Below are 24573 nucleotides of genomic sequence, written 5' to 3'. Positions count from 1 at the left end.
CGCATTACCCCTTCGGGTACTTGATCGTCATTTCCTTCAGCAGGTTGTCCGCATGGTCGACCTCCTTCATCACCCACAGCATGTAGCGGATGTCGACGTGGATCGCGCGCGTGATCACCGGATCGAAGTACCAGTCCTTCGTGATCGACTCATAGGTCGAATCGAAGTTCAGGCCGACCAGTTCTCCGCGCTTGTTCATCACGGCGGAACCGGAATTGCCGCCCGTCGTGTCGGCGCTCGACAGGAAGTTCACCGGCACCGTGCCCAGCGCCGGATCCCGGAACTGGCCGTAGCGCTTGTCGCGGATTGCCTGCAGCAGCGAATTCGGCGCGTCGAACGGCGCCTTGCCCGTCTGCTTTTCGAGGATGCCTTCGACGGTGGTGAACGGTCCCTTGACGATGCCGTCGCGCGGGCTGTACGGCGCCACGGTGCCGTAGGTCACGCGCAAGGTGCCGTTGGCGTCCGGGTAGACCGGCTTGCCCTGCGACTTCTTCCAGGCCACGACGGCGTCCATGTACAGCGGGACGACGCGTTCCAGGTTGCCGTCGACTTCCTTGCGGCGCTCTTCCAGCGCGAGGCCGACGTCGTGCAGGTGCACGGCCAGCTGGATGAACGGGTCGTTCGATTTGCGGAACGCGTCCGCGTCCTTGCCGATCCAGGCCAGGCGCTTCGCCGTGTCGCCCAGCTCCGTGCCCTTGTACAGCGGGGCCAGCGCGTTCTGCGCGGGCAGCAGCCCGTCCAGCCCGTGCGGCCGCACCTCCGTGTCGATCTTGCCGTAGCGGACCAGCGCGGACTGCCAGCGGGCCTGGTCGACGCTGGGCACGAACGATTGCTCGAGGCGGGCCAGGCGCGCCTTGATGAACGAGACGTCGCGGTCCTGGAAGCCCGCTTCGCGCTGCGCGTCCGGCCTCTGGTGTTCCAGCGCCAGGCGGTACAGGGTGCGCGCGCTCTTCAGCAGGTCGCTGTGCGTGGCTTCCGCCCATGCGGTCTCGTGCTGTGTCGTCGCCATGTCGGCGGCGATGGCGGCGTCGAGGTCGGCCAGCAAATTCTTCGGTCCAGTGCCGTGTTGCTTGTACCAGGTGCGGAATTCGGCGTCCTGCGCATCCTTGATCGAAGCGATGTCCTTGCGCGCGAAGCCGTCCAGCAGGCCGCGCGTCTTTTTCAGCACGTTGTTCAGGCTCTTCGCCACGCTCGCGTAGCGCACCGTGTAGTCCGGGTTGCCCATCGTGGCGGCCGCGATCACCGAGAGGTCGGCCGTGATCGATGCCACCTTGGCCGGATAGTCGACGTCGCGCGCGAAGCGGATCTCGGCCGGCAGCTTGTAGCGGCTCGTGCGGCCCGGGTAGCCGGCCAGCAGGATCGGGTCGCCCGCCTTCAGGCCTTCGGCCGAGACGACGAGGAAGCTCTTCGATTTGTACGGCACGTTGTCCGGCGACGGATCTGCCGGGCGGCCATCCTTGCCGACGTACGCGCGCAGGAAGGAGAAGTCGCCGACGTGGCGCGGGAACTCGTAGTTGTCGATGTCGCCGCCGAAGTCGCCCACGCTGTTCGCAGGCGCGTAGACGAGGCGCACGTCGCGGATCAGCAGCTGCTTGATGCGGTAGTACTCGCCGCCGCGGTTGAACGCCGGGACCGCGCAGCGGTAGGCCTTGTCGCTCTCGCACTCCGCGATCAGCGCCTTGATGCGCGCCCCGACCTGCTCGTGGCGCTCCTTGCCCGACATGCCGGCACCGAGGCCCTTCAGGACGCGATCCGTCACGTTCTCGACCTTCTCCGTCACGTAGACGACCGTGTTCGGACCGCCCGGCAATTCTTCCGCGCGCGTCTTCGCGAGGAAGCCGTTGGCGATGTAATTGTGATCCGGGGTCGAGTTGCGCTGGATCGCGCCGTAGCCGCAGTGGTGATTCGTGACGACGAGACCGTCCGGCGACACGAACGACGCCGAGCAGCCCGGCGTCGCCACGATGGCGCTCATCGGGTGTTTCGACAGGTCGGCGAGCCGCTCGGCCGGAATCGTGATGCCGATGCGTTTCAGCTCGGATTTCAGCTGCGGCAGCTGGTGCGGCTGCCACTGGCCCTCGTCGGCGAGCGCACCGGCGCTCGCCCCCAGCAGGGCGACGGGAAGGACGACGGATTTGAACAAGACAAACCTCGCGAAAAAAAGCAAACACGAGTATATCGTCTAGCCGTCTTGTTTCGGAAACAAAATTGTCACGATTCGCCCAGGGAGAGTATGTACAGCCCCCATAACGGCGTCGCGCGGACGCCACATCCCGTAATTCCACCGATCAGGCGTATTTACGTTTGCGTCGCCGCAGCGCCGCCGCCATCCCCGCCAGCGCGGCCGCGCACAACGCCGGCGACGCCGGTTCCGGCAGGCCGACGCGCACCTCGTCCAGCGCGGGCGCGCTGTAGCCCGCCTGCCGGTTTGCGGTCGAGAAGGCGAAGTAGCGCACCTCGTCGAAGCCGTTCCCGTCGACGAGTCCCAGGATCGCGCCGCGCGGAGAGCTGAAGTTGCCGCTGCCGGTGCGCTGGCCATCCGCATACGTGGCCCAGTAGCCGTTCAGGGACTGGTAGCCGCTGCCGGCCGCGAACTCGATCCGGTAGATATCTGCGCCGTCCGCGCGGCGCACGCTGATGTACGCGTTCGTGCCGGACGTGGCGAGGTAGTTGCCGGAGAACGCGGGGCTCAGGTCGGACACCGCGTCGTAGCAGTCCACGCCGGCATAGCCGCAGCCGTTGTTGGCGCCGTAGCCGCTTGCGTGGAACAGCAGGCCGTCCTCGATCCAGTCGTTGGCGAGCGCCGTGTTCAGGTCGAAGTGCGCCGCGTTGGTGACGGTGCCGACGGCCGTGCCGGCACCGAGGGTCTGCAGCACGGCGGCGCCCGCCCATTGCGCGACCAGGGTTAGCGCGGCTGCGCACAGCAGGCGGTTCTTGACATGCATGGTCGTCTCCATCATGGCGTGGGAATCAGGTCGAGCGCGTCGTAGCTGTAGCCGGGGCTCAGGAAGCGGATGCCGCTGGAGCCGCTGATCGCCGTCAGCGTCAGCACGTTCTGGCCCACGACCAGTTCGGTGGCGGGGATGTCGAACGTATACATCGTGTTGTTGCCGCGGTAGGTGCCGACCGTCAGCGTGCGCGACGACGGCTGCGTGGATGCGGGCGGATTCGCCGACACCCAGCCGTTCACCTGCGCCTTGGGCCGTCCGCCCGCGAAGGCGTCCGTGATGCCGACGCGCAGCCGCAGCGGCACGATCTGGCTCGCGCGCAGGTTGAAGCGCACGGTCAGCGTGCCGTTCACGTCCTTCCACTGATACGCGGGGAAGCCGGTCGCCGGGGTCGACGTGCCGACCACGTAATCGCCCGGCGTCCACGACGCCATGCGCACGTCGGACGGGTGCATCGTCGCGACCTTGCCGCCGTTGATGAATTCCGCCGGCGTGCCGTCCCACTCGCCGATGCGCCAGAGCGCGGCCGCGCTGCCCGGATCGCCCGTCACGGCGACGGTGCCCGCGTCCGTCGTGGCGCCTGCGCCGACCGTCACCGTGCGCGTGTCGACCGCGAGCTCGTTCTTGTAGACCTTCATCGTATAGGTCCCGGGGATCATGCCGGTGCTGGCGAAATGGCCGTCCGTGGCGTCGGCCGCCGTCCAGTACTGGGCCGTCGCATTCGCGAAGCCGACCGTGTAGGCGAAGCGCGGATCGCGGCCCGTGATGGCGGCCCCGCTCACCGCACCGCGTGCTTCCGGTCCCACCCAGCCCGTGAGGCCGAGGGCGCCGAGCCAGGACGTGTCCACCGGTGCCGGTGCGGAACCGTCGTTGAACACCATCGTGTACGTGTTGAGGATCTTCGTGCGCAGCGGCTCCGTCTGGCCCTCGCCGTAGTTGATGATGTAGGTGATCTCCTGGTTCGTCGCCGTGGCCTGGTTCAGCAGGCTGCGGTAGAACGGGCCGCCCGAATTGCCCTCGTTGTCGTCGCGGACGATCCACAGGCCGACATTGGTCCCCGTCGCGCCGATGAACTGCCAGTCCTTCAGGCGCATGTTCGAGTAGTGCTTGGAGCGCGTTTCGCCGTTCGGCATGCCGAAGACGTCGCTCGCTTCGATCGCCCCGCTGGTGCCGCGCAGGTCGGACGGCGCCGGGCCGTTGGGCAGCCGCGCGATCGGCACGCGCACGATGAAGCGCGCGAGGTTCAGCGTATCGGGCTCGCTCGTGAAATACGTCCCCATGTAGATCTTCGCCTCGCCGCGGCGCGCGATGTAGTAGTGCGTGAGGCCGCCCGCCCGCACGGTCACCTTGACGACGTCGCTGCCGATCGTCTCCGCGTTCACGTCCACCGCGGAGATGCCCTTGTACAGGTAGTCGAAGCCGGAATTGACCTGCGTGCCGCGGCCCTGGTCCTGGTACTCGACGCCGTTGTAGACCAGCGACGCGAGGTCGCCGGCCGACTGCGTGCTGACGCCGTTGTCCAGGCGCAGCACCTTGAACACGAGGCCCGCGCCGGTGTCGATCGTGTAGAAACTGGCATCCTGGGTGAGGCCGAACGCGGATGCCGTGGCGACGGTCGCCAGCGTGCGGGTGGCGCCGGCGGTGGCGGTGTTGCCGGCGTCGCCGCAGCCGGCGGCCAGCAAGCATAACGTCGAGGCGAACGCGGTCCTGCGCATATACATGTGCATCGTCTGTCTCCTGTTTGTCGGTTTGTCGGGACGTCGGTCCCGATTGTCAAATATGTACGCACCCGGGTTTGCACATCAGTATTGACGGGCTGCACGCGGCGGGTCAACGGCGTGGAATGCTTGCCACGCAAAGAATCACGCGCTTGAGCGGAGGCCAGCAGATGCAGATAGAATGGCGGGTCCGGCGCCGTCCGGAGCTTCTCGCCGACCATCACCATGCCCAGTCTCCTCGCACCCGTTTCCGCCCTCCTCCGCCGCCTGTCGATCGACACCTTCACCATCCTGCTGCTGTGCACCGTCGCCCTCGCGAGCGTGCTGCCGTGCGCGGGCGAGACGGCCGTCGTCCTCGGCAAGGTCACCACCGTCGCCATCGGCCTGTTGTTCTTCCTGCACGGCGCGAAGCTGTCGCGCGAAGCGATCGTCGCCGGCATGACGCACTGGCGCCTGCACCTGCTGGTGCTCGCGTCGACCTTCGTCATGTTCCCGCTGCTGGGTCTCGCCCTGAAGCCGCTGGCGGGCAACGTCGTCACGCCCGAGCTGTACGTGGGCATCCTGTTCCTGTGCACCCTGCCCTCCACCGTGCAGTCGTCGATCGCGTTCACGTCGATGGCGCGCGGGAACGTGGCGGCGGCCGTGTGCAGCGCGTCGGCGTCGAATTTCGTCGGCATCTTCGTCACGCCGCTGCTCGTGTCGACCCTCATCGTGCAGGGCGCGGCGGGCGGCTCGTCGCTGGACGCCGTGATCACCATCGTCGAGCAGCTTCTGCTGCCTTTCCTGGCCGGGCAAGTCCTGCGTCCGTGGATCGGCAAATGGGTGGACAGCCACAAGCCGATGCTGAAGATCGTCGACCAGGGCTCGATCCTGCTGGTCGTCTACACGGCGTTTTCCGAATCCGTCAACGAAGGCCTGTGGCACAAGCTGTCGGGGGAATCGCTCGTTGCGCTCGTCGTCATCAGCTGCGTGATGCTGGCGATCGCGCTGGGCCTCGCCACGTGGACGAGCCGGCGCCTGGGCTTCAGCCGCGAGGACGAGATCACCATCGTGTTCTGCGGCTCCAAAAAGAGTCTCGCGAGCGGCGTGCCGATGGCCAAGGTGCTGTTCGCGCCGAGCGCGCTGGGCATGGTCATCCTGCCCGTGATGCTGTTCCACCAGATCCAGCTGATGGTCTGCGCGGTGCTGGCCCAGAAATGGGGCCGAGAACAGCGTTAACACCGGGGTCAGAGCCCGATTTTTGGAAATGTCTTTGAGGCTGTTGCCAAAATTCGGGCTCTGACCCCGGTTTTATTTGGCCAAAGCCAGTCCGCCCCACCATACCTCCGGCAACGCGGCTGCGAGCATCATGCCGGGGCCCAGCGCCGTGATGAGCCAGCGTCGGCGCGGCGGCAGCCAGGCCGTGCGCGGATCATGCAGGCTCGCGCGGATGTCGCGCCAGCCGAAGCTTGCCAGCGCCACCATCCCGAGCGCGAACAACGACCACAGCGCCGCATCGTTCAGCAGCGCCGCGAAATCCATGTCGAGGTAGGCGAGCGCCGGCAGCGCGAGGCTCACGCTGCCCAGCAGTTCGGCCGTCGCGACGACGGCCGCGCGGCCGCGGCGGCGGAAGTCCCGACGCAGCATCCAGGCCGACAGCGCGACGTCGCCGGCGAGGTACAGCGCGCTCCATGCGGGCATGGTGTTACTCCTGCGCGGTGAGCTGGTCCGCGTGCCAGCCGCCGCCCAGCGACTGGATCAGCGCCACGGCCGTCGTCTGCCGGTTACCCTGCGTCTGCACGAGCGCGCGGCGCGCGTTCAGGGCCGTCACCTGGGCCTGCACCACTTCCGAATAACTCACCTGGCCGGCCTTGTAGCGGTTCAGCACCTGCTCCTCGACCTTGTCCGCCGCCGCCGATGCCTGGCGCTGCAGCTCCTGCTGCTGCGCCAGCACGCGCGTGGCGTTCAACTGGTCCTCGACGTCGGCGAAGGCGTCCAGCACCGTCTGGCGGTAGCGCGCGACGGCCTGCTCGCGCGCCGCGTCGGCGCCCTGCACCGCCGCGCGGTTGGCGCCGCCGTTGAAGATCGTCTCGGTGGCCGACAGGCCCAGTGCCCACGCCATGCTCGATGCCTTGAACAGGTCGCCGATGGCGCTGGCGGACGGGCCGTACGACGCCGTGAGGCCGATCTGCGGGAAGTAGGCGGCGCGCACGAGTCCGATCTGCGCATTGGCCGCGGCCACCGCGCGTTCGGACGCGGCGATGTCGGGCCGGCGCTCCAGCAGCGTGGACGGCACGCCAACCGGCACGTCCGGCACCGTCACTGTCCACGGCGCCGGCGCCAGCGCGAAGTCGGCCGGCGCCTTACCGACGAGGACCGCGATCGCGTGCTCCAGCTGCGCGCGCTGGCGGGCCAACGTGAGGTCGTCGCTCTGCGCGCTGGCGAGCTGGGTCTGGGCCTGGTAGACGTCCGAGTGGGGCACGATGCCCACGTCGAAGCGGTTCTGCGTGATCTTCAGCACGCGCTGGTAGCCTTCGATGGTCGTGGCCAGCAGCGCGCGCTGGGCGTCGACGGAGCGCAGCGAAAAATAGTCGGCCGCCAGTTCGCCCTGCGCGGACAGGCGTGCCGACGCGAGGTCGGCCGCGCTGGCCTGGGCATTGGCCTGCGCCGCGGAGATGCCCGCGCGCAGGCGCCCCCACACGTCCGGCTCCCAGCTCGATCCGATGTTCAGGCGGAAGCTGTTCGACGTGCGGCCATTGTTGTTGTCGTTGCCACCGCCGTTGCCGTTCCGGTTCGCGCCGCCGGTCAGCGTCACGGTCGGGAACAGCGCCGCGCGCTGCTGCGCGACGAGCGCGCGCGCCTGGCTGTACGCGGCGACGGCCGCCGCCACGTTCTGGTTGCTGACCTCGACCTGGCGCGCGAGGCCATCGAGCACGGGGTCGTTGAACAGGGTCCACCATGGACCGCGGTCGAGCGTATCTGCCGGTGCGGCGGGCGCCCATCCGGCAGACGCCGAGTCTTGCAGTTCCTTGAACGCGGCCGGCTGCGGCGTCGCCGGGCGCTCGTACGTGGGCGCGAGCGCGCAGCCGGACAGCACGGCGGCGGCGAGCAACGCGGAGATCAGCGGACGAATGGTCGTGGCAATTGGCATGGTTCGGTTCATGGCTGGGAAGTCGTGGGCTGGTCCTCCAGCGGATGGCGGACCAGGTGATGCTCGTCCGCGTTGCGGCGGCGGAGCTTGTCGAGGTAGACGTAGACGACGGGCGTGGTCAGCAGCGTCAGGAGCTGACTCGCGACCAGGCCGCCGATGATGGCGATGCCCAGCGGCTGGCGCAGCTCGGAGCCCTCGCCGAAGCCGATCGCCAGCGGCAGCGCGCCCAGCGCCGCCGCCAGGGTCGTCATCAGGATCGGGCGGAAGCGCAGCAGGCACGCCTCGCGCACGGCCTCCGTGGCCGACAGGCCGCGCGCGCGCTCCGCTTCCAGCGCGAAGTCGATGATCAGGATCGCATTCTTCTTCACGATGCCGATCAGGAGGAACACGCCGATCAGCGCGATGATGGAAAACTCCATGTGGAACAGCAGCAGCGCCAGCACGGCGCCCACGCCGGCCGACGGCAACGTCGACAGCACCGTGATCGGATGCACGAGGCTTTCGTACAGGATGCCGAGGACGATGTAGATGACGACGATGGCGGCGAGGATCAGCAGCGGCTGCTGCTGGCTCGATTCCTGCGCCTGCTTGGCCTGGCCCTGGAAGCTGCCGCGCACATTGGTCGGCATGCCGATATCGGCCTCCGCCTGCTTGACCGCCTGCTGCGCTTCCGACAGCGAAAAACCCTGCGCGAGGTTGAACGAGATCGTCGTCGCCAGCTCGCCGTCCTGGTGGTTGACTGAGCTCGGCGTCGAGCGCTCCGCGAAGTGGGCGATGGCGGACAGCGGCACCATCGTGGTGGCGGACGACGACAGCGCCGCGCCGCCGGACGGATCGCGCGCGGCCGTCAGGTTCGCGGGCGCGGCGGGCGTGCCGGCGGCGGCCGTGGGCGCGTTCTTCGCCGGCACATACACGTCGTCCAGCGCGGCCGGCGAGCGCGCATACTGCTGCGCGACGCCCATGATCACGTGGTACTGGTTCAACTCGTCGTAGATGTTGGCGACCTGGCGCTGGCCGAACGCGTCGTACAGCGCGTTGTCGATGTCCTTTGCGCTGATGCCGAGGCGCGCGGCCGTCTGCTTGTCGATGTCGACATAGGTCTCGACGCCGTTGTCCGCCTGGTCGGTGTCGACGTCGGTCAGCGCCTTCTGCCCCTTCATCGCGTCCGCCAGCTTCGTCGCCCACGTTTTCAGGTCGGCGCGGTTGTCGCTTTTCAAGGTGTACTGGTACGTGGAGTTCGACTGGCGCCCGCCCATGCGCAGGTCCTGCACGGGGTTCAGGAACAGCTGCACGCCCGTCACCTGCGCGAGCTTCGGCCGCAGGCGCGCGATCACGGCCTGGCCGCTCTCGCCCTTGGCGCGTTCGTCGACGGGTTTCAGATTCAGGAACATGAAGCCGCCGCCCGCGCGCGAGCCGCCCGTGAAGCCGACGACGGTGTCGACGGCCGGATCGCTCTTGATGATGTTCACGAGCTGGCGCAGCTTGCCCTGCATGGCCTGGAACGAGATGCTCTGGTCCGCGCGCAGGCCGCCGTTGACCTGGCCCGTGTCCTGCTGCGGGAAAAAGCCTTTCGGCGCGGCCGAGAACAGATACACGTTCAGGCCGACGACGAACACGAGGATCAGCATCACGAGCGGCTTCATGTCGAGCGCCCAGTCGAGCGCGTGCTCGTACGACTTCAGCACGCCGTCGAAGGCCCGCTCGGCCCAGCGCGCGAGGCGGCCCTGCTTGCGGCCCACGTGGTCGTGCAGCGCCTGGCCCGGTTTCAGCAGCATCGCGCACAGCATCGGCGTCGTCGTCAGCGAGATCACGAGCGAGATCATCACGGCGGCCGACAGCGTGACGGCGAATTCGCGGAACAGCCGGCCCACCTGGCCGCCCATGAACAGCAGCGGGATGAACACGGCCACGAGCGACAGGCTGATGGACAGCACCGTGAAGCCCACTTCCTGCGCGCCCAGCAGCGCCGCCTTCATGCGGTCCATGCCCTGCTCGACGTGGCGGCTCGTGTTTTCCAGCACGACGATGGCGTCGTCGACGACGAATCCCGTCGCCACCGTGAGCGCCATCAGCGACAGGTTGTTCAGGGAGAAGCCCAGCAGGTACATCACGCCGAAGGTGCCCAGCAGCGAGACGACGGTCGCCACGGCCGGCACGACGGTCGCGCGCACGCTGCGCAGGAACACGGAGACCACGAGCACGACGAGCAGGATCGAGATCATCAACGTCATCTCGATCTCGTGCAGCGACGCGCGGATGGAATTGGTGCGGTCCGACGCGACCTGCATGCGCACGTCCTGCGGCAACTGGGCCTGCAGCTGCGGCAGCAGCGCGCGCACGCCGTCCACGGTCTCGATGACGTTGGCGCCCGGCTGGCTCGTCACCAGCACGATCACGGCGGGCTGGCCGTTGAACAGGCCCAGCGTGTTGATGTTCTCGACACCGTCCCAGACCGTGGCGACGTCCTGCAGGCGGATGGCGGAACCGTTGCGCCATGCGACGACGAGGCCCTTGTAGTCGGCCGCCGTGCGGCCATTGGTCGGCGTGTTCGCCTGCGAATAGATCTGCAGGCGCATGCCCTGCCCTTCCAGCGCGCCCTTCGGCCGGTTGGCATTCGTCGCCTGGATGGCGGCGCGCACGTCCTCGGTCGACAGGCCGTACTGGTTCAGCTGGTACGGGTTCAGGTCGACGCGCACGGCCGGCAGCGAGCCGCCGCCGATCTCCACGTCGCCCACGCCCTTTACCTGCGCGAGCTTTTGCTGCACGACGTTCGACACGTCGTCGTAGATCTGGCCGGGCGAACGCGTCTTCGACGTCAGCGCCAGGATGATCACGGGCGCGTCGGACGGATTGGCCTTGCGGTACGTCGGATTGCTGCGCAGGGTGGCCGGCAGGTCGGCGCGCGCCGCGTTGATCGCGGCCTGCACTTCGCGCGCGGCGGAATCGATCTGGCGCGTCAGGTCGAACTGCAGGTTGATGCGGGTGGAGCCGTTGCCGCTGCTGGACGTCATCTCGTTGACGCCCGCGATCACGCCCAGCCGTCGTTCCAGCGGCGTGGCGACCGACGTCGCCATCGTGTCCGGACTGCCGCCCGGCAGGTTGGCCGACACGGAGATCGCCGGGAAGTCGACCTGCGGCAGCGGCGACACGGGGAGCACGAAGAACGCGCCGATGCCCGCCAGCGCGATGCCGATGGTCAGCAGCACCGTCGCGATGGGCCGCTTGATGAACGGCTGCGAGAGACTCATGCGCCCGCTCCGCCGGGTTTCACCGCGCCGCCGGGTTTGGCGGGTTCCGCGCCGCTCCAGCGCCGCGCGAGGCGGTCGAACGCGAGGTAGATGACGGGCGTCGTGAACAGCGTGAGCAGCTGGCTGACGATCAGGCCGCCGAAGATCGCGAGGCCCAGCGGCCGGCGCAGCTCGGCGCCCTCGCCCCAGCCGAGCATCAGCGGGATGGCGGCGAACAACGCCGCCAGCGTCGTCATGATGATCGGACGGAAGCGCAGCATCGCGGCCTGGTGGATCGCCGTCCGCGGGTCCTTGCCCTCGTCGCGCTCGGCCTCGATGGCGAAGTCGATCATCATGATCGCGTTCTTCTTCACGATGCCGATCAGGAGGATGATGCCGATGATGCCGATGACGCCGAGGCCCTGTCCCGTGATCCCCAGCGCCAGCAGCGCGCCGACGCCGGCCGACGGCAGGGTCGACAGGATGGTCAGCGGGTGGATGTAGCTCTCGTACAGCACCCCCAGCACGATGTACACGCAGACGACGGCCGCGAGGATCAGCCACAGCTGGTTCGACAGCGACGCCTGGTACGCGCCGGACGCGCCGAGGAACGTCATGGTCACGGAGCCCGGCAGGCCGATCTCCTGCGCGACTTCCTTGATCGCGACGACGGCGGTGCCCAGCTTGATGCCGGACGCGGTGTCGAAACCGATGGTCGTCGCCGGGTATTGCGCCACGTGCGTGATCTGCAGCGGCGCGGCCTGCTCCGTGATGGAGGCGATCGCGGACAGCGGCGTCGGCGCACCGGAGCCCGTGCGCAGCTGCAGGTCCGACAGCGCGTCGAGCGACATCTTGTCGTCCTGCTGCGCTTCCAGGATCACGCGGTACTGGTTCGTCTCCGTGAAGATGGTCGACACGATGCGCTGGCCGAACGCGCTGTACAACGCGTCGTCGACGTTCGACGCCGTCACGGACAGGCGCGACGCGCTGTCGCGATCGATGTTGACGTAGGCGGCCGCGCCGGTGGCGCCCGCGTCCGTGACGACGTTCGCCAGCTCCTTGCGGCGCGCCATCGCGTCGACCATCTTCTTCGCCCACTCCGTCACCGTCTTCGTGTCCGCGCCCTCGATCGACAGGCGGTACTGGGTCGGTCCCGTCTCGGCGTCGATGGTGAGGTCCTGGGTCGGCTGCAGGTACAGCGTGACGCCGGCCACGTTCTGCGCCACGCGGCGGCGCAGGCGGTTCATGACATCCTGCTGGTCGTCGTGCTTCGCCTTCAGGTTGATCAGCATGGTGCCCGTGTGGAGCATCGTGTTGTTGGCGGCATCCACGCCCACGGTCGACGCGAGCGATTCGACGTCCGGGTCGGCCAGGATCTCGCGCGCGGCGGCCTGCTGCATCTCGGCCATCGAACTGTACGAGATCGCCTGGCGCGCTTCCACGCGCGCCTGCAGCTGGCCCGTGTCCTGCGTGGGGAACAGGCTTTTCGGGATGAACGTCCACAGGATCGCCGTCAGCACGAGCGTGCCCAACGCGACGAGCAGGGTCAGGCCCTGGCGCGCAAGGACCCAGTTCAGGCCGCGGTCGTAGTGGCCGACGGTCCAGTCGAAGAACGACTGGAACTGACGCTCGAAGCCCGACCTGTGCGACTTGTCGTGCTGCGTTAGCCAGCGGGCCGACATCATCGGCACGAGCGTCAGCGACACGACGGCCGAGATCAGGATCGTGATGGCGAGCGACACGGCGAATTCGCGGAACAGCCGGCCCACGACGTCGCCCATGAACAGCAGCGGGATCAGCACGGCGATCAGCGACACGGTCAGCGAAATGATGGTGAAGCCGATCTGCGTGGCGCCCTTCAGCGCGGCGTCCATCGGCTTCTCGCCTTCCTCGATGTAGCGCGAGATGTTCTCGATCATGACGATGGCATCGTCGACGACGAAGCCCGTTGCGATCGTCAGCGCCATCAGCGACAGGTTGTTCAGGCTGTACCCGAGCAGGTACATGATGCCGAACGTGCCGACGAGCGAGATCGGCACCGCGAGGCTCGCGATCACGGTGGCGCGGATGCTGTGCAGGAACGCGAAGATCACGAGCACGACGAGGACGACGGCCAGCACGAGCTCGATCTGCACGTGTTCGACGGAAGCGCGGATGCCGTTCGTGCGGTCCGACAGCACGTCCATGTGGATGCTCTGCGGCAGGCTGGCCTGCAGCTCGGGCAGGCGCTGCTTGATGGCGTCCACGGTGGCGATCACGTTGGCGCCCGGCTGGCGCTGCACGTTCAGGATGATCGCCGGCTTCATGTTCGCCCACGCGCCCAGCTTGACGTTTTCCGCGCTGTCGACGACCTTCGCCACGTCGCCCAGGCGCACGGGGGCGCCGTTCTTGTACGCGACGATCAAATTCGTGTAGTCGGGCACCGTCACCAGCTGGTCGTTGGCGTTGATGGTGTAGGCGCGCAGCGGGCCGTCGAAGCTGCCCTTGGCGCTGTTGGCGTTGGCGTTCGTGATCGCGGTGCGCAGCGTGTCCAGACCGAGGCCGTTGGCGGCGAGCGCCTCGGTGTTGGCCTGGATGCGCACGGCCGGACGCTGGCCGCCCTGCAGGGTGACGAGGCCCACGCCCGTCACCTGGCTGATCTTCAGCGCGAGACGCGTGTTGACGAGGTTCTGCACCTCCGTCAGCGGCATCGAATCGGACGTGATGGCGAGCGTCAGCACGGGCGCGTCGGCCGGGTTGACCTTGGCGTAGACGGGCGGCGCCGGCAGGTCGGTCGGCAGCAGCGAGCCGCCGGCATTGATCGCGGCCTGCACTTCCTGCTCGGCCACGTCGAGCGTCTGCCCAAGCGTGAACTGCAGGGTGATCACGGAGACGCCGGCCGCGCTGTTGGAACTCATGCGCGCCAGGCCCGACATCTGGCCGAACTGGCGTTCCAGCGGCGCCGTCACGGTGCGCGCCATCACTTCCGGACTCGCGCCCGGGTACAGCGTCTGCACCTGGATCGTCGGGAAGTCGACCTGCGGCAGCGCGGACAGCGGCAGGAATTTATAGCCGACGAGGCCCGCCAGCACGATCGCCAGCATCAGCAGCGACGTGGCGACGGGGCGGCGGATGAACGGTGCGGATGGGCTCATCGACCATCTCCGTCACACGCGAGACCGTCGCCCCGGCGCAGGCCGGGGCCTAAGTTTTTCGAGCCGACGCGGTGCGGGCAGTACTTGGATTCCCGCCTGCGCGGGAACGACATGCTGGTGGCGCGGGCCTCGGCGACTGCGAACGACATCATTGTGCCGCCCCTTCCTGCTGCTGGCGGCGCCGGTGCTGGCCCTGCTGCGCGCCGTCCTGCGCCCCTTGGCGGCCCTGAACACCGGCACCGCGCGCCGGATGCTCGCCCGGCAGCGTCACCTTCGCGCCATCCTTCAGGCGGTCGGCGCCTTCCGTGATGACGGTCTCGCCGCCTTTCAGGCCGCTCGTGATCTCGACGCGCTCGGCATCCTCCTCGCCCCGCTTCACGTTCGTCAGCTTCACCGTGCGGGTCTGCGGATCCAGCACGTAGACGTAGTCGCCGTTGGCGCCGTGGCGCAATGCCGTCACCGGCACCGTGATCGCGTTCTTGATGACGTTCACCTGCAGACGGACGTTCACGAACTGGTTGGGGAACAGCTTGGAAGCCTCGTTGCCGAAGCGGGCCTTGGCCTTGACGGTGCCGGTCGAGGTGTCGACCTGGTTGTCCAGCGCCATGAAGCGGCCCTGCGCCAGCTCGCGCGTGCGGGTGCGGTCCAGCGCCGTCGCGGGCAGCGTGGCGTTCGCGTTGATGCGCGCCTGGATCGCGGGCAGGTGGTCCTGCGGCACGGCGAATTCGACGTCGATCGGCGATTGCTGGGTGATGACGGCGATGCCGTTCGCATCGCTGCTGGCCACCAGGTTGCCGATGTCCACCGTACGCAGGCCCACGCGTCCGGCGATCGGCGCGCGCACCTGCGTGTAGCCGAGGTTGATCTGGGCGATGCCTTCGGCCGCCTTGTCGGTCGTGACGGCGCCCTGCAGCTGTTTCACGAGGGCCGCCTGCGTGTCGACGTCCTGGCGCGCGATCGAGTCCTGCTGGAGCAGGGTCTGGTAGCGGGACAGCAGGACCTTGGCCGATTCGAGCTGGGCCTCGTCGCGCTGGCGCTGGCCCGTCGCCTGCAGCAGCGCCATCTGGGACGGGCGCGGGTCGATGGTCGCCAGCACCTGGCCCTGCTTGACGAGCTGGCCTTCCGTGAACAGGATTTTCTGCAGCACACCACCGACCTGCGGCCGCACGGTCGCGACGGCGGCCGGGGTCACTGTGCCGAGGGCGTCCAGCACGATCGGGATGTCGGCATGCTCGGCCTTGCCGACGCCGACCGTCGTTGCCGGCATGCCGCGCCCGCCGCCCGGACCACCGCGGCCCGCCCCTGGTCCGCCCGCGCCCTGCCTCCCCGCGCCGCCGGGCGCGCCCTGCGGCTGCTGGTGCACGAGGTGCCAGGCGAGCCAGCCCAGGCCGCCCATCGCGACGATGGCGATGAGGATCCCGATGATGCGGGTGCGGCGCGAGCGCTTGGGTTGGGTCGGGGTTTTATTCTTGTCGGGTGTGACGGTCGAATCCATGCTGATCCCTGGTGGCCGAGTGTTCAAAAGCACAATAAAAGTTCCCTTGAATGTAGCACGCCCAAGAGGGACTTTATGTTTCGTAACGTACGGACAGCCAATCGTTCAGCCTGGTGAGCGGGCGACGTGCCCGGGCGTGGATAGTTGCATCTTTACATGGCTTTACACCAAAGCCGCCTACATGCGGGGAGATCGAAACAAAACGGGCGCGGGAAGATTCCCGCCCCCGTTTTGCCGTGTAGGGTTGCCCGACTACATGCTGTTACAAAGATTAACGCTCCGGAAAGGTTCAGGGCACCCCGCACAGGCAGTGCGTGACGGCCGCGAACGGCTGTTTGCGGTCCGCGACGGCCGACAGCCAGCCGAGGTCCCTGGTGATGCCCGCCGTCGCGTTGCCGCCCAGCGCGGCCGCGCCGAGGTCGACCGGCAGCAGGCCCAGCTTCACTTGCACGTTCAGGATCTGCGCATTCGACAGGCCCATGCGCTCGAGCACGCGCTCGGCCAGCGTGGTCGGCTGCTCGGCATACATGACGCGGAAATCGTCGCCCAGCCTGGCGCGCTTCGCCGCCGAGCGCAGCGCGTCACCGTAGCTGCCCAGGCGGTCGACGAGGCCGCGTTCCTTGGCCTGCGTGCCCGTCCACACGCGGCCCTGGCCCACTTCGTCGATCTTGGCCGGCGTCGTCTTGCGCGCGATGGCGGCCTTGGTCGTGAACTCGTCGTACACGTGGTTGATGCTCGACTGGATCAGCTGGCCGAAGCGCGGATCGAGGGGGCGCAGCGGATTGTAGGCGTCCGCGAGCCACGTGGTCGTCACGCCGGCCGTGTGGATGCCGAGTTTGTCGACGACCTTGTCCGCGGTCGGGAGGATGGCGAACACGCCGATCGAACCGGTGACGGTGGACGGGTCGGCGATGACTTCGTCGGCCGCCATCGAGATCCAGTAGCCGCCCGACGCGGCCACGTCGCCCATCGACACGACGACGGGCTTGCCGGCCGCGCGCGTCAGTTCCAGCTCGCGCCGGATCAGTTCCGAACCGTAGGCGCTGCCGCCCGGCGAATTGACGCGCAGGACGACGGCCTTCACCGACGAATCCTCGCGCACGCTGCGGATCAGGTTCGCCGTCGAGATGCCGCCGACCATGCCGGGGCCGCCCGTGCCTTCCGTGATGTCGCCGGCCGCGACGACCACGGCGACCGCGTCGCCGAACGGCTTCTCCGGATTGCGCGCCATGTAGTCGCCGAAGCTCACCTGGCGGAAGCTCTTGATGCGGTCGTCGTACGCACCGCGCTTGATGAACATGTCGCGCACTTCGTCGCGGGTCTTGACGCCGTCGATCAGCTTCCAGTCCAGCGCCACCTTGGCCGCGTTGCCGTTGGCCGCCTGCAGGCGCTGCGGCAACTCGTCGATGCCTTTCGCGATCGCCCCCGCCGGCAGCTTGCGCGCCTTCTCGACTTCGGCCGTGTACGCGGTCCACAGCCCGTTGTACAGGAACGCGTCCGCCTCCTGCGCGGCCTGCGACGGGCCGTTGCCGATGAACGGCTCCGCGAAGCTTTTATACGTGCCGACCTTCATCAGGTTGACGGTGACGCCGACCTTGTCCAGCGCGTCGCGGTAGTAATTGCGGTGGCGGCCGAAACCTTCGATCAGCACCATGCCCATCGGATGCAGATAGATCTCGCTGGCGTGCGCGGCGATCAGGTAGCGCTTCTGGTCGAAGTTGCCGCCCCAGACGACGACGCGCTTGCCGGCCGCCTTCACGCGCTCGATGCCCGCGCCGATCTCGCGCACGGAGGCAAGGCCGCCGCCATCCAGCTCGTCCAGAAGCACGAGGACTTCGCTCACGTTTCTGTCCTTCGCGGCGCCGTCCAGCGCCTTCAGCACGTCCGGCAGGCGCACGAGGCGGCGGCCGTTGCCCGCCAGGCCGGCGACGACGGAATCGCGCACGCTGCCCGCGCGTTCCTCGACCAGTTCGCCCTTCAGGTCCAGCACGAGTGCCGTCTTGGGCGCCAGCGGCTTGAGGCCGCCGCCGAACAGGGCCCAGAAGAAGGCGATCAGGATGACCAGGAAGATGAGGTTCAGCACGAAGCGGCGGGTGGCGTCGAGGCCGCGCCACAGCGCGCCAATGCCGCGGCGCAGGGAGGAGAAAGGCTTGAATGACATTGAGGCTCCGGCTAGTTGAGTTTCGGTTCGGTCAGTGCGGACGGCTCGGCGCGGCGCGAGATCGCGAACAGGCCGGCGAATACGAGGGCGCCGTTCACGATCAGCAATTCGAGGCCGAGGCGGTAACTGCCCAGCAGCGCATGCTGGTTATACTCCAGCAGCGCGCACACGATCGGCGCACCGATGGTCACCACGGGCACGAGGCGGTCGTGCAGCGTCCGCGTCGTCATCATGCCGAAGGCGAACAGACCGAGCAAGGGTCCGTATGTATAGCTGGCCAGTTTCAGGATGACGACGATCATGCTGGGATTGTCCACCCATTTGAACACGAGCACCATGGCCAGGAACAGCGCGGCGAACGCGAGGTGCACATGGCGGCGCAGGCGCACGCGCCGGCGTTCCGTCAGGTCGGTGCGGCGCTTGATGCCGAGGATGTCGATGCAGAACGTGGACGTCAGCGCCGTGATGGCACCGTCGGCACTGGGAAACAGCGCCGAGATCAGCGCGACCAGGAAGATGATCTGCACCGCGGCGGGCAGGTGGCCCATGACGACCGCCGGGAAGATCTTGTCACCCGTCGCCGTCACGCCGGCGCTGGGCGCGTACAGGTACAGCAGGCCGCCCAGGAACAGGAAGGCGCACAGCACGACGACCAGCACGGCCGTGAGGCTCAAGAGGTTCTTCTGCGAATCCTGCAGGGTCTTCACGGAGATCGTCTTCTGCATCATTTCCTGGTCCATGCCCGTCATCGTCAGCACGATGAAGACGCCGGCCACGATCTGCTTGAGCCAGTAGCCGGGGCTGTCCGGGTCGTGCGTGAACACGCGCGCGAGGCCCCTGTCCTGCATCTGCCGCAACGCCTCGGGGATCGTCAGGTCGAGCTGGCCCAGCATGAACGCGACGCAGGCGAACAGGCCGGCCAGCATGCACGTCGTCTGCAGCGTATCGGTCCAGACGATGGTCTTCACCCCGCCCTGGACCGTGTACAGCAGGATCATGCCGAGGATGACGAAGGTCGTGAGCCAGAACGGGACGCCGAGGCTGTCGAGGATGATGGTCTGCAGGACCGCGACGACGAGATACAGCCGCGCCGTGGCGCCGAACAGGCGCGACAGGATGAAGAACCCGGCGCCGCTCTGGTAGGCGCGCCGGCCGAGGCGCACGTCGAGGTAGTGGTAGATCGAGGTCAACCGGAGACGGTAGTACAGCGGCAGCAGCAGGTAGACGACCGCGATGTAGCCGATCACGTAGCCGATGAGGATTTGCGCATAGCCGAAGCCGTCGGCCCCGACTGCGCCAGGCACGCTGATGAAGGTGGCGCCGGACAGCGTGGTGCCGACCATGCCGAACGCGACGAGCATCCAGTTGCTGCTCTTGTTACCGATGAAAAAACTGTCGTTGTTGGCACCCCGCCCCGTGGCCCAGGCGACGCCGAGCAGCAGGGCGAAATACGCGATGAGGATGCAGAAAAGTAAAGCCGGGGACATCGGGGATCCAAAAAGTTATTTGATCGCCCGGCAATATACCTGATATTAGATCCCCTGCCCCGGCATCCGCTCGAACGGCCCGATGCACGCCTCCATCGTCTCGTCGCGGCACATCACGAAGCGCGCGCCGGACGGGTGGAAGCGGATGTAGTTGGTGGCGCGCGTGCCCGGCTTCATGATCTCGCCGGAGCAATCCTGCTTGCCGTTGTCCTTCACGATCTTGTCGTCGAGTTTATAAAACCCCTTGGCGCTGGGCTGTTCGGCGACCGTGAATTCGCTTTCCGACACTTCGTCCGCGCTTTTCACGAGCGTGGTGCCGTCGCCGCGGAAGTGGTACGTCTCGGAACAGCCGAGCTGCGGGATCGCGAGGATCCAGATGCCCAGCAAGGGATGCGCCGCGGAAGGTGCGGCGGCCTGGGACGGCAGCGCGGCGGTGGCGAGGAGGCAGGCGAAGAGACCGGTGAGCGTGCGCATGGTGGGCCTTTGCATGACAGTGGACGCGGGGGCGTTATTGTCATTATTGCACAGGCCCGGATGGGACACGCGCGCAGCTAATCGTCGTTCCCGCGAAAGCGGGAACCCATGCTGAGCGACAGGAGATCGCTACGTCGGATGCCTTGCGGGCCTGTCCGACGCTCGAATCCGGAAATTCAGCATGGATTCCCGCGTGCGCGGGAATGACGGTGTATCAGCCGTTCTCCGGCGGCGTCTTCGGCTTGGCCGGCCGGCGCGGTGCGCGCGCGGCCGGCTTGCGCGACGGCGCCTTGTGCGACGGGCGGGCCGACTTCTTGCGGGCCGATTTCGCGCCCTGCTCCTCGTCCTCGCCTTCCGCCGCAACGGACTCGGCGGGCGCAGCTTCCGCGACGGCAGCCTGCGCGTCCAGCGCCGCGGCGCTGTCTTCCTGCGCCACTGCCTCCGCGGTCACGGCCGTGCCGGCGGCCTCTTCCTTGCGCTTGCGCGGCGCGCGCGTCGCGCGGCGGCGTTCCTTCACCGGCGCGGGCGCGTCTTCGGCGGCGCCGACGGGTTCCTCGGCTGCAACGACAGGCTCCGGCGCCTCGGCCAGGTCCGGCGTCGGCGCGGGCCAGGTGGCGATCGCGGCTTCCTCGGAAACCGGCACGGCGTCCTGCACCGCTTCCAGCGCGGCCGCGGGTGCCTGTCCTTCGCGGCCCTTGCGTCCGCGGCCGCCGCGGCGGCGCGGTTCGCGGGCGGCGGCCGGGATTTCCGTCGGCTGCTCGCCCTGGGTTTCCGCCGCCAGTTCGTCGCCGGCTTCCTGGGCAGCCGGCTCGGACGCCACCTGCGGCTGCTCGACGGGCGACTCCAGCGGCGCGGCATCGACCGGCTGCAGGTCGACCTGGGCGTTGGCGCCGCGGAAGACATAGGTGCCGGATTTTTCGTCGCGGCCGAATTCGAACAGGCCGCGCGTCTGCGCCTCTTCCAGCAGGTTGCCGAACGTGCGGAAACCGTAATAGGTCTCGGAGAAGTCCGGACGGCGGCGCTTCAGCGTGTCCTTCAGCAGCGAGGCCCAGATCTTGCCGGTGTCGCCGCGTTCCGAGACGAGCGCGTCGAACGTCTCGACGACCATCTCCAGCGCCTGCAGCTTGCGCGCTTCCATGTCTTCGCGCTTGCGGTTGTTCTCGTCCGACGGCCGGCGGCCCTGCTGCGGCTGGGCCTTGCGCTCGTCGCGCTTGGCGGCGGCGCGGCGCTGTTCGCGCACGAGGTCGTCGTAGAAGATGAATTCGTCGCAGTTGGCGACCAGCAGGTCCGACGTCGACTGCTTGACGCCCACGCCGATCACCCGTTTCGCATTCTCGCGCAGCTTGGAGACGAGCGGCGAGAAGTCCGAGTCGCCGGAGACGATCACGAACGTGTTCACGTGCGATTTCGTGTAGCACAGGTCGAGCGCGTCCACGACCATGCGGATGTCGGCGGAATTCTTGCCCGACTGGCGCACGTGGGGGATTTCGATCAGTTCGAAGTTCGCTTCATGCATCGTCGCCTTGAAGCCCTTGTAGCGATCCCAGTCGCAATAGGATTTCTTGACCACGATGCTGCCTTTGAGCAGCAGGCGTTCGAGGACGGGCTTGATGTCGAACTTCTCGTAATTCGCATCGCGCACGCCGAGTGCGACGTTTTCGAAGTCGCAGAACACCGCCATGCTGATATTGTCTGGAGATGAAGCCATGTGTGTTGTTGTGTGGTTGGTAGACAAGCTGACCACGGATTATACGCAACAACGTCGGCGGCGCCGTCGCGGACGCGTCCGGTGTCCGCGCGGTCAGCCCAGCCGCTCCAGCGTGGCCGGGTCGGGACGGCCATCGAAGAACTGGTCCAGGCAGGTCTGGAAGATCGCTTCGTGGGGCGCGACGTCGGCAAACAGGGTCATCGAGGAATGGAATTTCAGGTTGTCCGGGTGGCCGAAGATCTCGTCGACGCCGCGGTCGTCGTGGCCCGCGACGGCCGTCGCGCAGGCGCGCAGGCGCGGGCCCAGCACGGGGTGCGAGAGATAGGCCGCGGCTTCGTCGGCGGAACGGATCGCGTAGCGCTGCGCCATCGCGCTGTGGCCCAGCCCCGCGATCTGCGGAAAGATGAACCACATCCAGTGAGTGCGCTTGTGGCCGGCGCGCAGCTCGGCCAGCGCCGCGTCGTAGACGCCGTCCTGGGCTTCCACGAAGCGTTCGAGGTTGAAGTCGGTTGCCATCGAGTGTCCTCCTGACCGCATGCTACGCCATGTTTGTTAAAGTGGCGCCACCATGAAACCCGAACACCTCACCCTCCTCCTCACCCGCGAAATGCCCTACGGTAAGTACAAGGGCCGCACGATCGCCGACCTGCCCGGCCACTACCTGGGCTGGTTCGCCCGCGAAGGCTTTCCCAAGGGCGAGCTGGGCGAGCTGCTCGCCCTCATGTACGAACTCGACCATAACAACCTGCGCAGCCTGCTCGATCCGTTGAAGCGTTGAAGCGTTGACTATACAGTCCAGCCTGTATATTATCGGACGCGTCCACCGTCGGACAGTGACCGAGGAATTCCCATGCCCCATGCAGACCCGAAGGATGTCGTACGCCGTTTCAACCTGGATGTCATCGAGCGCGGCGACCGCGCGGCCTTCGAGGCGTTGATGCTGCCGTCGTTCGTCAACCGCACGGCGCCGCCCGGCGCGGCGGATGGCCCGGAAAGCATGTGGCAAACGTTCGACCACGTGCTGCGCCCGGCGCTGTCGGACCTGCGGGTCGAGATCCACGACCAGGTGGCGGAAGGCGCGAAGGTCACGTCGCGCAAGACCATCCGCGGCCGCCACACGGGCACGCTGCTGGGCGTCGCCGCGACGGGCCGCGACGTGGCGATCGACGTCATCGACATCGTCCGGGTCGAGGACGGCCGCTACGCCGAGCACTGGGGCGTGAACACGCTGGCGGCCGTGCTGGCCGGCCTGCGCCAGGGCTGACCGGGGAAAAGCTCAGCGTGCCGGATCGGCCAGGCGCTCGATCAGGCGGACGGCCGCGCGCAGTTCGGCGCATTCGCCGGGCGTCAGCCGCTCGACGATGGTGTCCGCGATGTGGGCGGCGCGCGTGGCGCGCATCGCGCGCAGCCGCTCGCGGCCCTGCGCCGTGACGGCGAACAGCACGCTGCGGCCGTCCTGCGGGTCCGGCGTGCGCTCGATGAGACCGTCTTCTTCCAGCTGCGCCGTCACGAGGCGCATGCTCTGGTGCTTGACGTTGCGGACCTGGGCCAGCGCGGCGATGTTCGCCGGGCCGCCACGGTCGAGCAGTTCCAGCGTGTCCGAACCGGCGGAACGGGGCGTGTCCGTGTCGTAGCGGACGGACCGCACGAACGCGCTCACGGCGCTGCGCAGCGCTTCGGCAAGGTCGACGACGTCGGGGCTCGGGCGGGTCATGGCTTTCCTTTAGACGGGGCGGGCGGAGTGTACCGCATGGGCCGGCACCATCATCGAATTTTTCGATGCAAGAACGGAAAATAACTCGTTTTTCAACAGCGCGGGCTGTCCCTATACTGGCTTCCATCGACACCCAAACACACAAGGAGCAGATCATGATGGAAGTCCGCAGGAGCGAAGAACGGGGCGCCAGCCACCACGGCTGGCTGATGTCCAAGCACAGCTTTTCGTTCGCAGATTATTTCGACCCGCGCCACAGCGGCTTCGGCCCGCTGCTGGTGATCAACGAAGACCGCGTCGCCCCGGGCGCCGGCTTCGGCACGCACGGCCACCGCGACATGGAGATCATCTCGTACGTGCTGGACGGCGCGCTGGAACACAAGGACAGCATGGGCACCGGCTCCGTGCTGCACTACGGCGACGTGCAGCGCATGAGCGCGGGCAGCGGCGTGCGCCACAGCGAGTTCAACGGGTCGAAGACGGATCCCGTGCACTTCCTGCAAATCTGGATCGAGCCGGACACGAAAGGCATCCCGCCCAGCTACGAGGAAAAGCATTTTTCGACCGACAGCAAGAAGGGCAAGCTGCGCCTGGTCGCCTCGCGCGATGGCCGCCAGGACACCGTGCTGATCCACCAGGACGCGTCGATCTACGCCGCCATCCTGGACGAAGGCGACAAGGTCGAACATGCGCTCGACAGCGAGCGCCTGGCCTACGTCCACGTGATCCGCGGCGACGTCACGGTCAACGGCGTGCCGCTGAAGGATGGCGATGCGCTCAAGATCGGTGGCGAGGAACGGGTCGTGTTCGACAAGGCCGAGGCGGCGGAACTCCTGCTGTTCGACCTGCCGGCCTGACCGGCTGCGTGCCAGACTGCCAACGGGTCGCAAAAAAGCGGCCGTTGGTAGTCGTGCGCCCGCCACAATCGCGCGTCGAATGTTAAATGCCCCCGGTATAATGAAGCCCTACAGCAACTTTCGACTCCAACAACATGAGCGCACAACCCAGCGTCCTCGTCGTCGAGGATGACGTCCACATCGCCCACGTCCTCGGCTTCATGCTCGAGCGCCAGGGTTATCGCGTCATCCACGTGGCCGACGGCCGCGCCGCCGTCCAGCACGTCGTGTCGCAGCCGGCGCCGGACCTCGTGCTGCTGGACGTGATGCTGCCGTACGTGGACGGGTTCGAGATCGTGGGCCTGATCCGCGCGCAGGCCGGCTGGGAAGCCGTCCCCGTCCTCATGCTGACCGCCAAGAACACGGAGCGCGACACCGTGCGCGCCCTCGACGCCGGCGCCAACGACTTCATCATCAAGCCGTTCCAGCCGCAGGAATTGCTGGCGCGCCTACGCCGCTTCCTCGCAGTTTCGTGAACCCG

19 protein-coding genes are annotated in these 24573 nt (G+C 67.6%); 5 read left to right on the top strand and 14 right to left on the bottom strand.

Annotated elements, in window-relative coordinates; genetic code table 11:
* Positions 1-4: 4 nt before the first annotated feature.
* The 3 genes from QPK29_RS16680 to QPK29_RS16670 all read right to left on the bottom strand — a co-directional run bounded on the left by QPK29_RS16680 (position 5) and on the right by QPK29_RS16670 (position 4675).
* Positions 5-2143 (bottom strand): S46 family peptidase, encoded by a 2139-nt coding sequence (locus tag QPK29_RS16680; protein WP_371768125.1) that lies wholly within the window; start codon positions 2141-2143, stop codon positions 5-7.
* Between the two features lie 145 nt (positions 2144-2288).
* Positions 2289-2945: a hypothetical protein gene (locus tag QPK29_RS16675; protein WP_160410048.1), complete on the bottom strand. Its 657-nt coding sequence runs from the start codon at positions 2943-2945 to the stop codon at positions 2289-2291.
* 11 nt (positions 2946-2956) lie between these two features.
* Entirely contained in the window at positions 2957-4675 is a 1719-nt protein-coding gene (locus QPK29_RS16670) for a rhamnogalacturonan lyase B N-terminal domain-containing protein (RefSeq protein ID WP_371768124.1), read from the bottom strand.
* Positions 4676-4891: 216 nt separating this feature from the next.
* On the opposite strand from QPK29_RS16670, the gene QPK29_RS16665 reads away from it, so the two are divergent.
* Entirely contained in the window at positions 4892-5884 is a 993-nt protein-coding gene (locus tag QPK29_RS16665) for a bile acid:sodium symporter family protein (protein WP_371768123.1), read from the top strand.
* 72 nt (positions 5885-5956) lie between these two features.
* On the opposite strand, the gene QPK29_RS16660 is transcribed toward QPK29_RS16665, so the two are convergent.
* From QPK29_RS16660 to QPK29_RS16615, 10 genes are all read right to left on the bottom strand, one after another.
* Complete coding sequence (locus QPK29_RS16660; RefSeq protein ID WP_056330567.1) at positions 5957-6346, bottom strand: hypothetical protein; 390 nt, start codon at positions 6344-6346, stop codon at positions 5957-5959.
* A 4-nt stretch (positions 6347-6350) separates the two neighbouring features.
* Positions 6351-7796: an efflux transporter outer membrane subunit gene (locus tag QPK29_RS16655; protein WP_371768122.1), complete on the bottom strand. Its 1446-nt coding sequence runs from the start codon at positions 7794-7796 to the stop codon at positions 6351-6353.
* Positions 7797-7804: 8 nt separating this feature from the next.
* Complete coding sequence (locus tag QPK29_RS16650) at positions 7805-11044, bottom strand: efflux RND transporter permease subunit (RefSeq protein ID WP_056137126.1); 3240 nt, start codon at positions 11042-11044, stop codon at positions 7805-7807.
* Complete coding sequence (locus QPK29_RS16645; RefSeq protein WP_371768121.1) at positions 11041-14157, bottom strand: efflux RND transporter permease subunit; 3117 nt, start codon at positions 14155-14157, stop codon at positions 11041-11043. The genes QPK29_RS16650 and QPK29_RS16645 overlap by 4 nt, the downstream gene beginning before the upstream one ends.
* Positions 14158-14305: 148 nt before the next feature.
* Positions 14306-15652 carry an efflux RND transporter periplasmic adaptor subunit gene (locus QPK29_RS16640; protein WP_371768120.1) on the bottom strand — a complete coding sequence of 449 codons (1347 nt, stop codon included), beginning with the start codon at positions 15650-15652 and terminating at the stop codon, positions 14306-14308.
* A gap of 289 nt (positions 15653-15941) precedes the next feature.
* Positions 15942-17813, bottom strand: coding sequence for a signal peptide peptidase SppA (gene sppA / locus QPK29_RS16635; RefSeq protein WP_371768119.1), 1872 nt, complete (start codon positions 17811-17813; stop codon positions 15942-15944).
* 11 nt (positions 17814-17824) lie between these two features.
* A complete protein-coding gene (locus QPK29_RS16630) occupies positions 17825-19300 on the bottom strand; it encodes a sodium:solute symporter (protein ID WP_371768118.1) in 1476 nt (491 codons plus the stop codon).
* Positions 19301-19345: 45 nt separating this feature from the next.
* Positions 19346-19789: a hypothetical protein gene (locus QPK29_RS16625; RefSeq protein ID WP_400189783.1), complete on the bottom strand. Its 444-nt coding sequence runs from the start codon at positions 19787-19789 to the stop codon at positions 19346-19348.
* A 199-nt stretch (positions 19790-19988) separates the two neighbouring features.
* Positions 19989-21482, bottom strand: a complete 1494-nt coding sequence (locus QPK29_RS16620; RefSeq protein ID WP_371768116.1) for an NYN domain-containing protein — start codon at positions 21480-21482, stop codon at positions 19989-19991.
* A 93-nt stretch (positions 21483-21575) separates the two neighbouring features.
* The gene (locus tag QPK29_RS16615) at positions 21576-21998 is read right to left on the bottom strand and encodes a DUF1810 domain-containing protein (RefSeq protein WP_371768115.1); all 423 of its coding nucleotides are present in this window, start codon (positions 21996-21998) and stop codon (positions 21576-21578) included.
* Positions 21999-22050: 52 nt separating this feature from the next.
* Between QPK29_RS16615 and QPK29_RS16610 the strand changes: the two genes are divergently transcribed.
* Both QPK29_RS16610 and QPK29_RS16605 read left to right on the top strand, forming a co-directional pair.
* A complete protein-coding gene (locus QPK29_RS16610) occupies positions 22051-22260 on the top strand; it encodes a DUF3820 family protein (RefSeq protein WP_056137110.1) in 210 nt (69 codons plus the stop codon).
* Between the two features lie 72 nt (positions 22261-22332).
* Positions 22333-22746: an ester cyclase gene (locus QPK29_RS16605; RefSeq protein WP_056137107.1), complete on the top strand. Its 414-nt coding sequence runs from the start codon at positions 22333-22335 to the stop codon at positions 22744-22746.
* Positions 22747-22758: 12 nt separating this feature from the next.
* Here the strand turns inward: QPK29_RS16605 and QPK29_RS16600 are convergent, their stop codons facing one another.
* A complete protein-coding gene (locus tag QPK29_RS16600) occupies positions 22759-23196 on the bottom strand; it encodes a MarR family winged helix-turn-helix transcriptional regulator (protein ID WP_371768114.1) in 438 nt (145 codons plus the stop codon).
* A 155-nt stretch (positions 23197-23351) separates the two neighbouring features.
* On the opposite strand from QPK29_RS16600, the gene QPK29_RS16595 reads away from it, so the two are divergent.
* The gene (locus QPK29_RS16595) at positions 23352-24053 is read left to right on the top strand and encodes a pirin family protein (RefSeq protein WP_371768113.1); all 702 of its coding nucleotides are present in this window, start codon (positions 23352-23354) and stop codon (positions 24051-24053) included.
* A gap of 134 nt (positions 24054-24187) precedes the next feature.
* The gene (locus QPK29_RS16590; RefSeq protein WP_056137104.1) at positions 24188-24568 is read left to right on the top strand and encodes a response regulator transcription factor; all 381 of its coding nucleotides are present in this window, start codon (positions 24188-24190) and stop codon (positions 24566-24568) included.
* Positions 24569-24573 lie beyond the last annotated feature (5 nt).

It is taken from the genome of Massilia orientalis, assembly GCF_030411975.2.
Classification (GTDB): Bacteria; Pseudomonadota; Gammaproteobacteria; order Burkholderiales; family Burkholderiaceae_D; genus Telluria; species Telluria orientalis.
Note: the sequence above shows the minus strand (reverse complement) of the source record. Positions and strands in the feature narration are given on the sequence as shown.

What these genes read in the sequence shown, in the direction of transcription:
- QPK29_RS16590 (WP_056137104.1), top strand. Translation starts at nt 24,188, where the DNA reads ATGAGCGCACAACCCAGCGTCCTCGTCGTCGAGGATGACGTCCACATC.
- QPK29_RS16605 (WP_056137107.1), top strand. Translation starts at nt 22,333, where the DNA reads ATGCCCCATGCAGACCCGAAGGATGTCGTACGCCGTTTCAACCTGGAT.
- QPK29_RS16645 (WP_371768121.1), bottom strand. Translation starts at nt 14,157, where the DNA reads ATGAGCCCATCCGCACCGTTCATCCGCCGCCCCGTCGCCACGTCGCTG.
- QPK29_RS16610 (WP_056137110.1), top strand. Translation starts at nt 22,051, where the DNA reads ATGAAACCCGAACACCTCACCCTCCTCCTCACCCGCGAAATGCCCTAC.
- QPK29_RS16665 (WP_371768123.1), top strand. Translation starts at nt 4,892, where the DNA reads ATGCCCAGTCTCCTCGCACCCGTTTCCGCCCTCCTCCGCCGCCTGTCG.
- QPK29_RS16620 (WP_371768116.1), bottom strand. Translation starts at nt 21,482, where the DNA reads ATGGCTTCATCTCCAGACAATATCAGCATGGCGGTGTTCTGCGACTTC.
- QPK29_RS16630 (WP_371768118.1), bottom strand. Translation starts at nt 19,300, where the DNA reads ATGTCCCCGGCTTTACTTTTCTGCATCCTCATCGCGTATTTCGCCCTG.
- QPK29_RS16595 (WP_371768113.1), top strand. Translation starts at nt 23,352, where the DNA reads ATGATGGAAGTCCGCAGGAGCGAAGAACGGGGCGCCAGCCACCACGGC.
- QPK29_RS16640 (WP_371768120.1), bottom strand. Translation starts at nt 15,652, where the DNA reads ATGGATTCGACCGTCACACCCGACAAGAATAAAACCCCGACCCAACCC.
- sppA (WP_371768119.1), bottom strand. Translation starts at nt 17,813, where the DNA reads ATGTCATTCAAGCCTTTCTCCTCCCTGCGCCGCGGCATTGGCGCGCTG.
- QPK29_RS16615 (WP_371768115.1), bottom strand. Translation starts at nt 21,998, where the DNA reads ATGGCAACCGACTTCAACCTCGAACGCTTCGTGGAAGCCCAGGACGGC.
- QPK29_RS16670 (WP_371768124.1), bottom strand. Translation starts at nt 4,675, where the DNA reads ATGCACATGTATATGCGCAGGACCGCGTTCGCCTCGACGTTATGCTTG.
- QPK29_RS16655 (WP_371768122.1), bottom strand. Translation starts at nt 7,796, where the DNA reads ATGCCAATTGCCACGACCATTCGTCCGCTGATCTCCGCGTTGCTCGCC.
- QPK29_RS16675 (WP_160410048.1), bottom strand. Translation starts at nt 2,945, where the DNA reads ATGCATGTCAAGAACCGCCTGCTGTGCGCAGCCGCGCTAACCCTGGTC.
- QPK29_RS16650 (WP_056137126.1), bottom strand. Translation starts at nt 11,044, where the DNA reads ATGAGTCTCTCGCAGCCGTTCATCAAGCGGCCCATCGCGACGGTGCTG.
- QPK29_RS16600 (WP_371768114.1), bottom strand. Translation starts at nt 23,196, where the DNA reads ATGACCCGCCCGAGCCCCGACGTCGTCGACCTTGCCGAAGCGCTGCGC.
- QPK29_RS16660 (WP_056330567.1), bottom strand. Translation starts at nt 6,346, where the DNA reads ATGCCCGCATGGAGCGCGCTGTACCTCGCCGGCGACGTCGCGCTGTCG.
- QPK29_RS16625 (WP_400189783.1), bottom strand. Translation starts at nt 19,789, where the DNA reads ATGCAAAGGCCCACCATGCGCACGCTCACCGGTCTCTTCGCCTGCCTC.